The organism is Pseudoalteromonas sp. BZB3 (assembly GCF_040104455.1).
In the GTDB taxonomy this organism is placed as follows: Bacteria; Pseudomonadota; Gammaproteobacteria; order Enterobacterales; family Alteromonadaceae; genus Pseudoalteromonas.
The window spans coordinates 135,934-150,091 of the sequence record NZ_JBECOS010000016.1 but is presented as its reverse complement, the minus strand read 5'-3'; the positions used below and the strand labels follow the sequence as shown (position 1 = coordinate 150,091).

Here is a 14,158-nt window from a genome sequence, read left to right as displayed (position 1 = left end):
TATCGGCTACTTAATAGTAAAACATTGTTGTGCGTCAGCCACATCACTTGCTATTTGCTCAGTCAACTGGGCCAATGTCTCGAATTTTTTTTCATCTCGGAGCTTTTTAACCAGCCCCACTTTTAGAAAACGTCCGTAAACATTTTCATCAAAATCAAATATATGCACTTCTAATAGTGCTTTCGTGCCATTTAACGTAGGCTTCGTGCCAATGTTTGCTACCCCGTTTAATACGCGGTTGTCTAAATAGACTTTAACAGCAAACACCCCTCGTACAGGTGTAACTTGGCGTTTTAGTGCAATATTAGCGGTTCTGAAACCAAGCTCTCGGCCTTTTTTCCAGCCATGGATCACACGACCTGAAATCGCATAGGTATGACCTAGCATCTGATGCGCAGAGTCTAAATCACCTTGCGCAAGTGCCGCTCTGATTAAAGTACTACTTACACGGCAATCATCACGGCGTAAGCTGGCTGTACTCTTGACATGCATATTTAATTCAGCGCCAATTGCGCTCAGCATATCAAAATCGCCTTGGCGGTTTTTGCCAAACTTAAAGTCATCACCCACTGTGAGTGCTTTCACGCCTAGCTTTTTAATTAACACGTTACGAACAAACTGTTCGGCATCTATTGCTGCAAACTCTTTATCAAACTTGACACAAATCACTCTATCAATGCCGAGCTTATCTAGTAGAGCAAGTTTATCTCTTAATCGTGTTAAGCGTGCCGGCGCTTTGTCTTTGGCAAAAAACTCTTGCGGTTGCGGCTCAAACAACATCACGGTACTGGGTAGCCCATACTGTTCAGCATCTTGCATTAAGCCTTTTAAAACAGCAACATGACCTAGATGCACACCATCAAAATTACCTATCGTCAGCACACACCCAGCGTGTTCTGCTCTAATATTATGGATGCCTCTAATTAATTGCATGAAATAAAAGCCTTCACCACCAATTTATTCAAAGTGCCAGATTATACCCAAGTTGCTTGAAAATGCGAATAATCAGATCCCCTTAACCTAAGGCTAATACTCTGCCTTAGGTTAAGTATTAAGCCGAGACTTCTTTTATTGTCTTCAATCGTACCCCAAACACAAAAAGGGCGCCAAAGTAACTAACCATCGCCACAGCGAGTAAAGTGCAAAGTAATGTGATTTGCTCAATCAAGCTCCAGCTTTGCCAAGTGTATTGCTGAGCAATAAAATAAACCAACACAGCCATCAGTATTGCGCTCACAATACATTTCAATGCAAACCATAGGCTAAAAGAAGAGAACTGATATACACCTTGCTGGTTTAGCTTTCTATAAAGTAAAAACGCATTACAACTTGCTGATAAAGAAGTTGCTAAAGCTAACCCCAAATAGCCTATGAATGGGGCGAGTATGATATTAAACACCATGTTCAAAACAAGCGTGATAATACCGATCTTGACCGGCGTTTTAGTATCTTGGCGGGCATAAAACCCTGGTGCTAATACCTTAATCAACATAAAACTGACTAAGCCAACCGAATAGGCGGCAACGCCCATGCTTACTGCTTTGACGTGATCGACTTCACTTTCGGAGAAAGCACCGTGATCAAATAAAACAGAGATAATAAGTGGGCTAATTACCATCAACCCCGCCATGGCCGGAAAGCCTAAAAACAAAACAAAACGTACGCCCCAATCTAATGTGCTCTGAAAATCTTCGGACTTTTCTGTGGCATGCAACTTTGACAGTGCGGGTAATATAACAGTCGCAATACCGATACCAAACAACCCTAATGGAAACTCAATCAGCCTGTCGGAGTAATACAGCCAAGCTATTGAGCCCGTTACTAACAGTGAAGCAATGATGGTATCTAACAATAAGTTTATTTGTGAAATCGACACCCCAAACATGGCGGGTAACATTAACTTGCGAACTTTCGTCACTTCAGGAGAGCGCCAAGCAAACACCGGCTTATTCACCATACCGATACGCAAAAGAAAAGGTATTTGAAATAAGAGCTGTGCTACGCCACCAACAAATACCCCAATAGCCAGCGCATAGGCACTCACATCAAAGGCATCATGTAATAAAATCGCACAACTAATAATGGAGATGTTTAATAAAACAGGCGTAAAAGCCGCTGCAGCAAAGCGGTTATAAACATTTAGGACAGCGCCGCTCAGTGCAACCAAGCTAACAAAGAACAAATATGGAAAAGTAAATTTTAATAAACCACTCGCTAATTCAAACTTTCCTGCATTTTCGCCTCCTTGCCACCAGTCAATAAACCAGCCTGTACCAAATAACGCTGCAATGACGGGTGAGCCAATCACACCGAGTATGGTAACTATCAGTAAAATGGTTCCCAAAGTACCTGCAGCTTGAGCAACAAACAATCTGACTTTGTCATCACCATGCTTTTCTTTTATCTCGGATAGCACTGGCACAAATGCTTGAGCAAATGCACCTTCTGCAAATAATCGTCTTAAAAAGTTTGGAATACGGTTCGCAAATAAAAACACATCTGCAGCAAGCCCCGCACCAAGTAAATTTGCAACAACAGCATCTCTGACTAGTCCCATAACGCGTGAAATCATCGTCATGGCACTGACTATCATGCCTGATTTGAATAACCCTTTTGCCACAAATTGACTCCTAAAAACATATAACTGGCTGATTATGCCACAGACTTATACTTTCCTTGAACGTCATCCTACGACTATTTGTAAATATCTTTCGTTTAATACTAGGTGTCGAGTTATAGATTTGATACAATCGCCCGCAACAATCACAAAACCATGAGGTGTTATGGTTTTGTTGATTCTGAGCCTGTTGCAACTAGCGCTGTGCAACTTAAAACCATGGTTTTAGTACATTCAGGCCAATATGACCCAAATGGAAAAGGCTGGGTGGTCATTTTTTATTGACTTTTGAGAATAAAACAGGCATATTCCTCGGCCTTTAAATTAAGCTTATTTTTAAGATTGTTAGGAGCAAACCTTGGCTAACATCAAGTCTGCAAAAAAACGCGCTATTACTAGCGAAAAGCGTCGTAAGCACAACGCAAGCCGTCGTTCTATGATGCGTACTCTATTCAAGAAAACTGTAGCTGCTATTGAAGCTGGCGACAAAGAAGCTGCAACTGTAGCTTTCGCTGCTGTAACTCCAGTTTTAGACCGTTACGCAACTAAAGGTCTTATCCACAAAAACAAAGCTGCTCGTCATAAGAGCCGTTTAGCTGCTAAAATTAAAGCACTATAATTTGTTTTTGAATGAAAAAACCGACTGTTAAGTCGGTTTTTTTTTGCCTTTAAGAAAGGAAGAAGAAAAGCTTTTCTTAATAAAGCTCCAGTTCTGGATAAAACTTTTTCAGCATCGCAGCAATTTTCTTCGGTGAAAACGGTTTTACTACAAACCCTTTTGCCCCTCTTTCAATCGCATCTTTAACGTTATCAACGGTTGAATGGGCAGATACCATCACAACATTAATATTTTCGTTGATTTTATTAATGTCAGCGATCAGCTCTTTGCCGTCACCGTCGGGTAATTCGATATCCAAAAATACAATATCGAAATGTTGTTCTTCGCACGCGGTAATACATTGTGTCGCAGTAGAGGCTTCTCTCACATGGTCTATGCCCAAGTGCATCAATGTTTGATGTAAGAAACTACGAACTGTACCCACGTCGTCCACTATAAGTATTGAGATCTGTTGATCCATAATCATCCTTTCCATATGCTGCCGAATAAATTTAGGCTATGATTAAATCATAGAATCATTATAGAGACATGCAAATAAAAGGCTACAAAACGAATGTCTAATCAATCAAAAAAACAATCTTTACTAGGACAAGTAAATCCACAACAAAAAAAACGGCAAAGTAGTCAAAAGAAAAAACGTCTTTCTCCACAACAACAAAGAGCCGCAATGGCACAAGCACAATTAGCCCAAACCCAACTCAATAATCCTCCAAAACAAAAAGGTATCAAACGTTGGATTACACTTGGCATTATTGCCTTATTAATTATTGTTTTTCCTAAACCGCAATTGATTACTTATGAAAAACTAGGGGTCGTTGCTACCAGTGTCTATTGGTCTGCACTACCAGGTCTTGATCCTGTTATCTTTGATTCATCGTTGCATCCAAGGCCTGCACTAGATAAAAATACTCTCTATTTATGTATGAATAAGCTCGACCCAGACACCTGTCAGAAGTATCAAATAATCAAAAAAGAAGGTTTCTTTAGTGCCTTAAAGGCGCTCATTTCGAATTAAAAAAACTAATCTGAAAATTGCAAAAATACTCGTTTGAAGCATGGTCAAACTAACACCATAATGGCGCTCCTTTAACCAACCACAGGAACCCAAACAGACCATGCCAAACGAGCTCGACTTGTTGCTAAACATAGTGCTTCTACTTTTAGGTGCTGGAGCATTTTTTATCAACCACTTAACTACTTTACGCGTTGCCGCATTGGCCGCTTGTAGCTTATTATTTTTATCGTTTAGCTTTGATCTGATGAGTACCAGTGTGGTGTCTAATTTAAGTCTAATTATGATTAATACATTTTATCTATTTAAAGTGTATACATTCGGACAACTTAAATTAAGTCATACCGACTAACATATTATTAACCTATCCTTTAAATTGTCTTGGTAGCCAATTCCTTAAGGCTAGGCTAAAATCATCGCCATATCTTCAATGCTACAGCTGAGGTGACGTATGGCGATGACAGATGAAGAATTGTTTATGGCTTCTATGGGTGATGTCACTCCTCTTGCCAAGAACAATCAAATAGAACTACAAAAGAAAAAAAACGCCCCGACCCTGAGTCAACTTGAAAAGCGCAAAGCCGCTGAGCAAGAATTAGAGTTCGATGCAAATTACCTCTCCACCGAGTATGTAGACTTACTTGATCCACACGATTTATTAAGCTTTAAGAAAAGTGGTGTGCAACATGGTGTGTTTAAAAATCTTCGCTTAGGTAAATATCAAATCGACGCCACATTAGACTTACATGGCAAAACATTTCGTGAAGCCAGAAAAGCACTCTTTGATTTTGTTACCGATTGTCAGCAAAGAAGTATTCGTGTCTTGCTGATAAGACATGGCATTGGTTTAAACAGCAAACCGCACCCAGCCATTTTAAAGAGCTATACTAATAAGTGGTTACAAGAAATGCCTATCGTCTTAGCGTTTCACAGTGCGTTAAAATGTCACGGTGGTTCTGGCTCAACCTATGTGTTGTTAACTAAAAGTGATGAGAAAAAAATGGAAAACCGAGAGCAACACGCTAAGCGCTGATCTCTTCATGAGCGACACAGCTACCGTACTCCGGAAGCTCTGTCGCTTTAGCCTGAGTAAACCATGCAGAAATTGCCAAAAGAATAACTGAGATAAAAACGAAAGAAAATTTTACTCCACCTTGGCTGTCACGCATTATATTACCCTGTTTATTATTATTTTTTTATCTAAACTACTGAAAGTATAAAAATCACACAAGGTGTTTTTTTATACAGTAAGTGAAAGGAATGAGAGAATAAATCTGCTCAGCACTTTCCAATACTTATTTCCTACCTTTTAATACCCTTTTTGTTTGCATACTAGATTACTTAATTGTGTGTTTGATTGTTGTGCTTTGACATTATCTGCAATTTGTTGACAAACCGTTTTGAGCTGAGTCAAAGCCGCACAATGTGGTGTGATGGTTATTTTGGGGTGAGACCAAAATGCATGCGATTTAGGTAAGGGCTCTTCGGTAAATACATCCAATACTGCTGCTGCGAGTTCGTCTTGATCAAGCGCTGTTAATAAATCTGATTCATCTAAATGTTTACCTCGAGCAACATTAATTAGCAAACAATGACCTGGTAACTGCTTAAACACATTTAAGTTCAAAATCTCTTCTGTCTGTGGCGTTAGAGGTAATAAACATACCAATACATCAAGCTCTTTAAGAAAATCAGATAGCTGAGCGTCACCATGGAAGTGAGTTATATGCGCTAATTGCTTTTCAGAGCGAGACCAACCGCTGACTTTAAAGTTATTGTTAATCAACTTTTTTGCAACACTTAACCCTAGCTCGCCCATACCTAAAATGCCTACGTGCTGAGTCGCATGTGCTCGTTTTGGCTTCCATTGCCCTTGTTGCTGTTTTATTAGGTACTCTTTAATACGAAGCTTATGCGCCAAAGTATGAGCTAAGACATACTCAGCCATATCTTCTGCCAGTTGTGTATCTACAATACGAGTGACTTGAACATGTTCAGGAATAAGACTTAAATCAATTGCATCCACCCCTGCACCATAACTCTGTACAACTTGCAAATTAGGGAGTTGTGTCCAAAGCGTTTCAGGTGCTTTCCAAGCCAATACAAATTCGATTTCAGCTAAGTTTTCGCAGTGCGGCCACTCAGAAATTTTAACATTGGGTAACTGTGCGCTGAGTTCAGCAAGGAGTTTGTCGTTATTACGACCTGTGACACAGACTAAAACTGACATTTGTGATTCCTAATAAAGCAACTTGTTGATAATCATATTGGTCATGTAATTAAGACTCAAGCGAGGGTTTCATTAAAACCATAAAACAATGTCGGCTGTCATAAAAGCACCGTAAATTTGCAACAGCCTTGTCACACAGTGTTTTTAATCTACAAAAAACACTTAGAGTTGAGATTTACTATGATCAGTGTCGATAAGGTTATCGAAGCAAATTTACCCCAGCTAGAAAAGTCCCCAAAAGTAAAAGGACTAGTAAAAAAAGGCTTGGGTTATTTACTTCATGAGCAAGAGTTTGTGGCATTTGCAGATACCTACCCGCACCTGCAAGGATTAGAGTTTGTTGAGCAAGTTCTAGACGAACTTGAATTTGATGCCCGTTATACCACCAAGCAACTCGAGCATATACCCAGCGAAGGCTCAGTTGTGATAGTCGCAAACCATCCTATCGGCTCTTTAGACGCACTCGCTCTAGTAAAACTTATTAGCAAGGTACGAGGCGACTTAAAAGTAGTTGCGAATCGGATGCTGATGTCGCTGACTCCTATGCATTCATTATTGCTCCCAGTTGATAATTTATCTGGCACAAGCCGTAAGCAAGAGCTCAGTAATATTCACAAACATCTAAAACAAGGAGGCGCTTTATTGATCTTTCCTGCTGGCGAAGTTTCTCGATTAAGCCCCACAGGCGTCAAGGATTGTAAGTGGAATAGTGGCTTTTTAAGAATGGCGAAACGAGCTAACTGCCCTATTTTGCCAATTAACATCAAAGCCAAAAATAGCCCTTTATTTTATGGCACATCAATGATCTACAAGCCTCTAGCCAGCCTGCTATTGGTAAAAGAAATGTTTAAGCAAAGACAAAAATTTTTAGAGTTCGAAATCGGTGCATGCATACCACCAGAGTCTTATCTACATAATAATGTCAAAGACAAAGAGATGGTCGCACTTATCCGCAAACAGCTATATCGCGTTGGTTCTAAAAAAACATTGCCGCTCATAACACAAACGCCTGTTGCACCTCCTGAGTGTAAAAAAGCCTTAAAAAGCGCCCTTGAAGCCTGTGAACGTATAGGAGAAACGCAAGATGGTATGCAGATTTATCTTTACCATTACACGGGTAGCTCGGTCATTTTCAGAGAGTTGGGCCGATTACGTGAACATGCATTTAGAGCAGTCGGTGAAGGCACTGGTAAACGCCGAGACATAGATAAATATGATATGCATTACACCCATCTTATTTTATGGGACCCAAATCAACTTGAGCTAGTAGGTGCCTATCGGCTTGCCAGTGCTAAAAAGGTACTTGAACAACAAGGTCGTGAAGGTTTATACACCGACACCTTAGTCGATTACGGCGATAAAATGCAGCCATACTTTGAGCACGGATTAGAGCTTGGCCGCAGCTTTGTGCAACCTAAATACTGGGGGCGAAAAAGCCTAGATTACCTTTGGTATGGCATAGGTGCATTTGTAAAACGTTACCCTGAACACCGTTATTTATTTGGCGCGGTGAGCCTATCGAATGCCTTACCTGAAGAAGCCAAAGCCATGCTGGTGTATCACTATCAACACTATTTCGGTGACCTCAAAGGGCATGCTATTGCCAAACACAAATATCGCTTAGATAGCGCTCAGCAAGAGAACTACAAAAAACTATTTTTAGGCAATAACATCAAAGCTGATTTCAGCGAGCTTAAGCACATCCTCGCCAATATGAATGCTCAAGTGCCTACGTTATTTAAGCAATATACAGAATTGTGCGAAGACGGTGGCGTGAACTTCCTGTGTTTTAGCGTCGACCCCGACTTTAGTAATTGTATTGACGGGCTCGTGTTGGTTGATTTAGAGAAAATAAAACCTCAAAAGGCCAAACGTTATTTAGGTGAGTAGTATTCTGTAAAAATGAAATATGCGAGATCTTAGCAATTGAAACAGATAGAAACATGTTTTTAGTTTCTATCTGTAATTTTCGGTGTTAACGTCGGGTCTATTAAAATATAAAGGACCCAATACGTTTCAAAGATGATCAAAAAAGTACTTCAATTAGCCATTTTTGCCGTAATATTTATTGCAATCACTGCATACCAAGAACTCGGTATGTTAGCTGATACTGGTGAGCAACCCGCACCTTACTTCTCATTACCCACACTCGAAAATGAGCACAAACAAATTAGTTTAAGTGAACTCGCTGGACAGCAAACCGTTGTGTATTTCTTTGCGCCTTGGTGCAGTATTTGTAAGTTCAGCATGCCAAATTTAGATAAGCTCCATGAACAACAAAAACTCAATGCCGTTGCCATTGCCCTAGATTATGACTCAAAAGAAGCAGTTGAAACCTTCACACAAAATTTAGACCTCAGCATGCCAGTACTTATGGGAAATCATCAAATTGCTGCCAATTTTAAAGTCAAAGCCTACCCCACTTATTATGTGATTGATGAAAATCTTAAAATAACTGAGCGTTCCGTTGGGTATTCGACAGAACTTGGCTTAAGAGCACGTTTATAAGCTCCTTTCTTTTTAAATAAAATGCCTTTGTAATAAAGTGTAGACGCACCTCTACACTTTCTTACTTAAACCCGCAACACACTTACAACTTATCTCCTTAAACTAGTCGCCAACATATACAAACTCAGCTTGCAACAAGGACTCCAAATGAACAAGCTCGGCGCATTTTCAACAACCCTATTTAAGTTTTCACCGCTATTTTTAGCCATTTCACTGTCTGTTCATGCTGATGAGCAAAAGCCACAGAACAAAGAAATGGAGCACATTGAAGTACTTTATAAACGCAGTAGTATCACCAGTGAAATAACCGAAGACACTGAAAAGTTGATTGAAATGCCCGGTGCCCTAGGTGATCCGTTAAGAGCCGTTTATGCACTACCTGGCGTGGTTGCTGCTGGCGGCTCAATGAGCGAGCCAGCTGTACGAGGTTCATCACCCAGTGATAATATTTTCGAAGTGGACTTTATGCCTGCAGGCTACATATTCCATGACTTTGGTAGCTCTATATTTAATCGTCATATTATTCAAGATTTCCAGCTTTATTCAGCAGGCTATGGCGCAGGTTACAGCAACGCCACTGGCGCCGTGTTTGACGTAACATTACGCAACCCTAAATATCAACCTATAACCACTACCCTAGATTTTTCGATGTTTAATGCCGGTGTATTTGTTGAAGGTCAAGCCACACAGAATACCGCATTTTACTTTTCAGCCCGTAAAAGCACTTTGCCGCTATTTTTCTCGGAAGGAGAAGAACTTGAAGATGATGATGGCGAATTAACAGGGGTGATCATAAACGATGCACCGGACGATCACGATTATCAAGGGAAATGGCTTTGGGATATCAATGCGAATAATACTCTAACGTTTAACTTTACTGGCGCGCAAGACTCTGCCGCAGCAGGCTTTAATGAACGTGCTGAACTTGCACAAAAGACACCTGAATTTCAGGGCGATGCACGATTTATCCGTGAGTTCACCAGCCAAAATATCTTATGGGACCACTACAACAAAAATTATCACTTTAGAGTAGGGTTAGGTGTGCTAGACCATTCTGGCCGACTTGAATATGGCAAACGTGCAACTTTAACGAATGGCTACTTTGAAGAAGAGTCAGAAAAGCAAACCACCCTAAAAGCGCAGTTGAATTACCGTTTAAATAACCAACACAGACTCGTGACCGACGTTGGCTTTTACGACAACGAAACCACTTATAAATATGATTCCTTCCAATACCTATGTACGGAGCTTGACCCTGATTGCGACCTGAAAAAAGGGGAACGTATTTCAGGTAAACAAACTGCTGGCGCTGATAGTGGTTTTGTAGGTGTCACTCATATTTGGCAAATCAACGACAAGCTACAAACAGAAACTGGCGTGCAATTTCAGCATAACAAGCTCACCGAAGAAAACTTTGTACAGCCTCGCCTTGCTTTAAACTATTATTTATCTGACTCAAGCACTATAACTGCTAAGTTTGGTCAGTATAACCGTCAACAAGACATCGACTACATTTTACCTGAGGTCGGCAATCCAAAACTAAAATCACAATCAGCAAATCACACGACCCTAGGGTTCGCACAAGAACTTGAAAATGAGTGGTCTTGGTCTGTTGAAGCTTATTACAAAACCATGGACGACTTACCACTTGCCATTGCGGAAGACGCACCTGATGCGCAAAACCTATATGCCAATGATGTTGAGGGTCGAGCCTATGGGGTAGACTTTCTGATCAATAAAAACAAAACCGATAACTGGTATGGATGGTTAGCATTTAGTTATGCCAAAAGTGAGCGTACGGACTTAAGAAATAATGTCACGCGTGACTACTATGCCGATACACCATTTGTGTTCAATGCAGTATTTAACTACGAAATCAATGAACTCTGGCAAGGCGGCTTTAATTTTACGGCACGCAGCGGTCAAGCTTATACACCGATTGTTGGGGTTAGAGAAAATCCAGACTTCGATAATCGCTTTTTACCTGTCTATGGCGAACCATTCTCAGAGCGTCACGATCTGTATCATAGGCTCGACATACGTTTTGAACGTAAAACACGCGTATTTGGCCTAGATGGTAAGCTTATTCTGGAACTAATGAACGCATACGGCCAAGATAATGTCAGCAGCATCGACCTTGATTACAAAAAAGTGAAGTCAGTAAATGACTTATATATAGAAGAAGAAACTGATGACTTTGAAATGCGCCCATCTATTGGGTTTAGCGTGACTTTCTAATATCACTTTTAAATTAGTTTTCGGCCCTCCTAGGGCTTGCCATATCTTGGTAAGCCCTGCATGATCCGCGCAAACAAAACGATATCAGAGAACCTTTATCATGCCAAAAGCCTGCGCATATCACATACTAGTAAGAACCGAGAAAGAATGTTTAGCCATAAAAGCTAAATTAGCCAAAGGCGGAGATTTTAATAAGCTTGCCAAGCAGCACTCTACTTGCCCTTCTAAAAAGCATGGTGGTGACCTGGGTGAATTTAACAAAGGTGATATGGTTAAGGCGTTTGACGATGTCGTGTTTAAAAAGCCTCTGTTTGAAGTACATGGTCCTGTGAAAACGAAGTTTGGCTACCACCTCATCAAGACCGTTTATAGAACCTAACTCTTAATAAAGCCTCTGTTTAGGAATAATCATTTTTATTGATGAATCCGATTCAATTAATCAACTTTTACTTCTTATAAATTCCTCTAAACTTAGTTGCAGTTAAACAAAATCATCAACGAGGAATTCAATATGTTTACAGTTATTTTTGGTCGTGAAGGCTGTCCTTTCTGTGTTCGTGCAAAAGAACTTGCTGAGCGTTTAAAAACAGAGCGTGACGATTTTAACTATCGCTACGTAGACATCATTAAAGAAGGTGTGAGCAAAGCAGATTTAGAAAAGTCAGCAGGCAAACCTTGCCCGACTGTGCCACAGATTTTCTTAGATCAATCTCACATTGGTGGATTTACCGATTTTGAAGCCTATGCAAAAGAAAATTTAGGTTTGTACAGTAATTGAGCAACACATGTTTGCAGAAAAGTAAAAAGCCCTAAAAGCCTTGAATTTGTTACTTTGCTGTAAATTTGCACAAAACACACTGATCAAATTTCGTACAACATCAGTCACATATAAATTAGTTCTAATTTATACAAGCAATTGCTGGGCTTTTCCTATACAATGCGCGCCTCTTTAAATTCGTTGAGGCGCATTAATGTCAGAACCAGTCACGTTTGAATCTTTAGATCTTTCACCTGCAATTTTAAAAGCAGTCGAAGAGCAAGGATATAAGACACCATCTGAGATCCAAGCTCAATGTATACCGTTATTGCTAGAAAGAAAGGACGTACTGGGACTAGCGCAGACGGGTACAGGTAAAACAGCAGCATTTGCATTACCACTATTAAACAATATTGACCCGGCTACGAAGCAGCCACAAATTTTGGTGTTAACACCAACACGCGAACTTGCTATTCAGGTAGCAGAAGCATTTGAACAATATGCTAAATACACTAAAGGCGTTGAAGTACTAGCGCTTTATGGTGGTCAAAGCTACGGCATCCAGCTTAGTGCTTTACGCCGCGGTGCACAAATCATTGTTGCGACACCGGGTCGTCTTATCGACCACATCAACCGTAAAACAATTGATTTATCGCAGCTTAATGCACTTGTTCTTGATGAAGCTGATGAAATGCTTCGCATGGGCTTCATTGAAGATGTTGAAAACATCATGGAAAAAACACCTGAAGACAAGCAAACTTGTTTGTTCTCAGCAACTATGCCTAAGCAAATTCAGTCTATTTGTACTAAGTACTTAGACAACGCTGAGCAAGTTCGAATCGCAGCACGTAACTCAACTGTATCAACAGTTGAACAAGTTTTCTGGCGCTCTACTGTTCATAAGAACAAAGCAATCGTTCGCTTCCTAGAAGCTGAAGATTACGATGGCGCAATCGTATTCGTACGTACACGTAATGATACTGTACAACTTGCGGAACTACTTGAGCGTGAAGGTTTCTCAGCAGCACCATTAAATGGTGACATGAACCAACAGGCACGTGAACGAACAGTTGACCGTTTAAAAAGCGGCTTAGTGGACATCGTAATCGCAACTGACGTTGCAGCACGTGGTCTTGACGTTGAGCGTTTAAGCTTAGTTATCAACTACGACATTCCGCAAGACAGCGAAGCATACGTTCACCGTATTGGTCGTACTGGCCGTGCTGGTCGTACTGGTAAAGCAATCCTATTTGTGAAAGGCAATGAGCGTTACTTACTACGTAACATCATGCGTCACACTAAGTCTGAGATTGCAGAAGTTGAATTACCAGATGCGAAAACAGTTGAGCAAAAACGTATCGCAGCATTACAAGCTAAGCTTACTAATGCACTAGAGCACAAAGACATTACTTTCTTTAATGAAGTTGCTGTAGATCTTGCTCAAAAGCTTGAACTAAGCCCTGAAGACTTAGCGGGTGCGTTACTAGCGCTTGCACAAGAATCTTCACCGTTAAAAGTTGAAGAAATTAAGCGTGAACGTCGTGAACGTGATGATCGCCGTGGCCGTGATGGTCAGCGTAATGAACGTGGTGGTGAGCGTCGTGGTCGTGAACGTGGTGACCGTGGCAATCGCAACAGCAGCCAAACACCAATGGATACATATCGTATCGATGTTGGTCGTGATCACGGTGTACAAGTTAAGAACATCGTTGGTGCAATTGCGAATGAAGCTGATATCTCAAGCAAGTTCATCGGTGATATTCGTTTGTTCAACGAGCACAGCACGGTTCAGCTTCCGAAAGACATGCCAGCTGACGTTTTAGGTCATTTCAAGAATGTATTTATCTGTAAGCGTCCTATGAACATGACTAAGAGCACACATCCAGCTGATCAAGCCGGTGGTGGTCAAGAGCGCGGCTTCCGTGGTGAGCGTAACGATCGTGGTAACCGTGGTGAAGGTAAGCGTAGCTTCCGTGATAGTCGCGGTGGCGACCGTAAGCCTCGTCGTGATGGAGAGCGTGGTGAACGCAAAGAGCGTCGCCCAGTAAGCTTCACTGCTTAATAGCAAAGAAATAAAAAACCCGCACATGTTGCGGGTTTTTTATTTATTAAGCCAACGCTCATAAATAAACTTTTTATTTTGAGGCAAGGAAAACTTAAAGAGAACTAGGCGAGAA

Annotated in this window: 15 protein-coding genes; 10 read left to right on the top strand and 5 right to left on the bottom strand. The window is 40.8% G+C overall.

Translation table 11 applies throughout. From position 1 onward, the window contains the following. Nucleotides 1–6: 6 nt before the first annotated feature. Together ribF and murJ are read right to left on the bottom strand one after the other, a co-directional pair. Nucleotides 7–933, bottom strand: coding sequence for a bifunctional riboflavin kinase/FAD synthetase (gene ribF / locus ABMY35_RS18305; protein WP_349287519.1), 927 nt, complete (start codon nucleotides 931–933; stop codon nucleotides 7–9). Nucleotides 934–1,051: 118 nt separating this feature from the next. Then, nucleotides 1,052–2,620 (bottom strand): murein biosynthesis integral membrane protein MurJ, encoded by a 1,569-nt coding sequence (gene murJ, locus ABMY35_RS18300; RefSeq protein WP_349287518.1) that lies wholly within the window; start codon nucleotides 2,618–2,620, stop codon nucleotides 1,052–1,054. A 355-nt stretch (nucleotides 2,621–2,975) separates the two neighbouring features. Between murJ and rpsT the strand changes: the two genes are divergently transcribed. Beyond that, on the top strand, nucleotides 2,976–3,236 hold the full coding sequence (gene rpsT / locus ABMY35_RS18295) for a 30S ribosomal protein S20 (protein WP_058029114.1): 261 nt from the start codon (nucleotides 2,976–2,978) through the stop codon (nucleotides 3,234–3,236). A 76-nt stretch (nucleotides 3,237–3,312) separates the two neighbouring features. Here the strand turns inward: rpsT and ABMY35_RS18290 are convergent, their stop codons facing one another. Continuing rightward, entirely contained in the window at nucleotides 3,313–3,696 is a 384-nt protein-coding gene (locus tag ABMY35_RS18290; RefSeq protein ID WP_349287517.1) for a response regulator, read from the bottom strand. Nucleotides 3,697–3,789: 93 nt separating this feature from the next. On the opposite strand from ABMY35_RS18290, the gene ABMY35_RS18285 reads away from it, so the two are divergent. The 3 genes from ABMY35_RS18285 (at nucleotide 3,790) to smrA (ending at nucleotide 5,281) form a co-directional block, all read left to right on the top strand. Further along, nucleotides 3,790–4,251, top strand: a complete 462-nt coding sequence (locus ABMY35_RS18285) for a hypothetical protein (protein ID WP_349287516.1) — start codon at nucleotides 3,790–3,792, stop codon at nucleotides 4,249–4,251. Between the two features lie 100 nt (nucleotides 4,252–4,351). After that, nucleotides 4,352–4,600, top strand: coding sequence for a hypothetical protein (locus ABMY35_RS18280; RefSeq protein ID WP_058029111.1), 249 nt, complete (start codon nucleotides 4,352–4,354; stop codon nucleotides 4,598–4,600). 99 nt (nucleotides 4,601–4,699) lie between these two features. Next, complete coding sequence (gene smrA / locus ABMY35_RS18275) at nucleotides 4,700–5,281, top strand: DNA endonuclease SmrA (RefSeq protein WP_138568281.1); 582 nt, start codon at nucleotides 4,700–4,702, stop codon at nucleotides 5,279–5,281. On the opposite strand, the gene ABMY35_RS18270 is transcribed toward smrA, so the two are convergent. Together ABMY35_RS18270 and ABMY35_RS18265 are read right to left on the bottom strand one after the other, a co-directional pair. Beyond that, entirely contained in the window at nucleotides 5,271–5,417 is a 147-nt protein-coding gene (locus tag ABMY35_RS18270) for a hypothetical protein (RefSeq protein ID WP_349287515.1), read from the bottom strand. The genes smrA and ABMY35_RS18270 overlap by 11 nt on opposite strands. Before the next feature lie 140 nt (nucleotides 5,418–5,557). After that, nucleotides 5,558–6,478 carry a glyoxylate/hydroxypyruvate reductase A gene (locus ABMY35_RS18265; protein WP_349287514.1) on the bottom strand — a complete coding sequence of 307 codons (921 nt, stop codon included), beginning with the start codon at nucleotides 6,476–6,478 and terminating at the stop codon, nucleotides 5,558–5,560. Between the two features lie 180 nt (nucleotides 6,479–6,658). On the opposite strand from ABMY35_RS18265, the gene ABMY35_RS18260 reads away from it, so the two are divergent. The 6 genes from ABMY35_RS18260 to ABMY35_RS18235 all read left to right on the top strand — a co-directional run bounded on the left by ABMY35_RS18260 (nucleotide 6,659) and on the right by ABMY35_RS18235 (nucleotide 14,043). Continuing rightward, nucleotides 6,659–8,368 (top strand): lysophospholipid acyltransferase family protein, encoded by a 1,710-nt coding sequence (locus ABMY35_RS18260; protein WP_349287513.1) that lies wholly within the window; start codon nucleotides 6,659–6,661, stop codon nucleotides 8,366–8,368. Between the two features lie 132 nt (nucleotides 8,369–8,500). After that, a complete protein-coding gene (locus tag ABMY35_RS18255) occupies nucleotides 8,501–8,986 on the top strand; it encodes a TlpA disulfide reductase family protein (RefSeq protein ID WP_349287512.1) in 486 nt (161 codons plus the stop codon). Nucleotides 8,987–9,133: 147 nt separating this feature from the next. Continuing rightward, nucleotides 9,134–11,224: a TonB-dependent receptor gene (locus ABMY35_RS18250; protein ID WP_349287511.1), complete on the top strand. Its 2,091-nt coding sequence runs from the start codon at nucleotides 9,134–9,136 to the stop codon at nucleotides 11,222–11,224. A 100-nt stretch (nucleotides 11,225–11,324) separates the two neighbouring features. Beyond that, nucleotides 11,325–11,603: a peptidylprolyl isomerase gene (locus ABMY35_RS18245; RefSeq protein WP_349287510.1), complete on the top strand. Its 279-nt coding sequence runs from the start codon at nucleotides 11,325–11,327 to the stop codon at nucleotides 11,601–11,603. A 132-nt stretch (nucleotides 11,604–11,735) separates the two neighbouring features. Beyond that, a complete protein-coding gene (locus ABMY35_RS18240) occupies nucleotides 11,736–12,002 on the top strand; it encodes a GrxA family glutaredoxin (protein WP_138633340.1) in 267 nt (88 codons plus the stop codon). Nucleotides 12,003–12,195: 193 nt separating this feature from the next. Beyond that, nucleotides 12,196–14,043, top strand: coding sequence for a DEAD/DEAH box helicase (locus tag ABMY35_RS18235; protein WP_349287509.1), 1,848 nt, complete (start codon nucleotides 12,196–12,198; stop codon nucleotides 14,041–14,043). Nucleotides 14,044–14,158: the final 115 nt, after the last annotated feature.

Bases quoted from the DNA above. Each gene is read 5' to 3' on its own strand.
- ribF (WP_349287519.1), bottom strand. From the start codon at position 933: ATGCAATTAATTAGAGGCATCCATAATATTAGAGCAGAACACGCTGGG.
- ABMY35_RS18290 (WP_349287517.1), bottom strand. From the start codon at position 3,696: ATGGATCAACAGATCTCAATACTTATAGTGGACGACGTGGGTACAGTT.
- ABMY35_RS18285 (WP_349287516.1), top strand. From the start codon at position 3,790: ATGTCTAATCAATCAAAAAAACAATCTTTACTAGGACAAGTAAATCCA.
- ABMY35_RS18280 (WP_058029111.1), top strand. From the start codon at position 4,352: ATGCCAAACGAGCTCGACTTGTTGCTAAACATAGTGCTTCTACTTTTA.
- smrA (WP_138568281.1), top strand. From the start codon at position 4,700: ATGGCGATGACAGATGAAGAATTGTTTATGGCTTCTATGGGTGATGTC.
- ABMY35_RS18270 (WP_349287515.1), bottom strand. From the start codon at position 5,417: ATGCGTGACAGCCAAGGTGGAGTAAAATTTTCTTTCGTTTTTATCTCA.
- ABMY35_RS18265 (WP_349287514.1), bottom strand. From the start codon at position 6,478: ATGTCAGTTTTAGTCTGTGTCACAGGTCGTAATAACGACAAACTCCTT.
- ABMY35_RS18260 (WP_349287513.1), top strand. From the start codon at position 6,659: ATGATCAGTGTCGATAAGGTTATCGAAGCAAATTTACCCCAGCTAGAA.
- ABMY35_RS18255 (WP_349287512.1), top strand. From the start codon at position 8,501: ATGATCAAAAAAGTACTTCAATTAGCCATTTTTGCCGTAATATTTATT.
- ABMY35_RS18250 (WP_349287511.1), top strand. From the start codon at position 9,134: ATGAACAAGCTCGGCGCATTTTCAACAACCCTATTTAAGTTTTCACCG.
- ABMY35_RS18245 (WP_349287510.1), top strand. From the start codon at position 11,325: ATGCCAAAAGCCTGCGCATATCACATACTAGTAAGAACCGAGAAAGAA.
- ABMY35_RS18240 (WP_138633340.1), top strand. From the start codon at position 11,736: ATGTTTACAGTTATTTTTGGTCGTGAAGGCTGTCCTTTCTGTGTTCGT.
- ABMY35_RS18235 (WP_349287509.1), top strand. From the start codon at position 12,196: ATGTCAGAACCAGTCACGTTTGAATCTTTAGATCTTTCACCTGCAATT.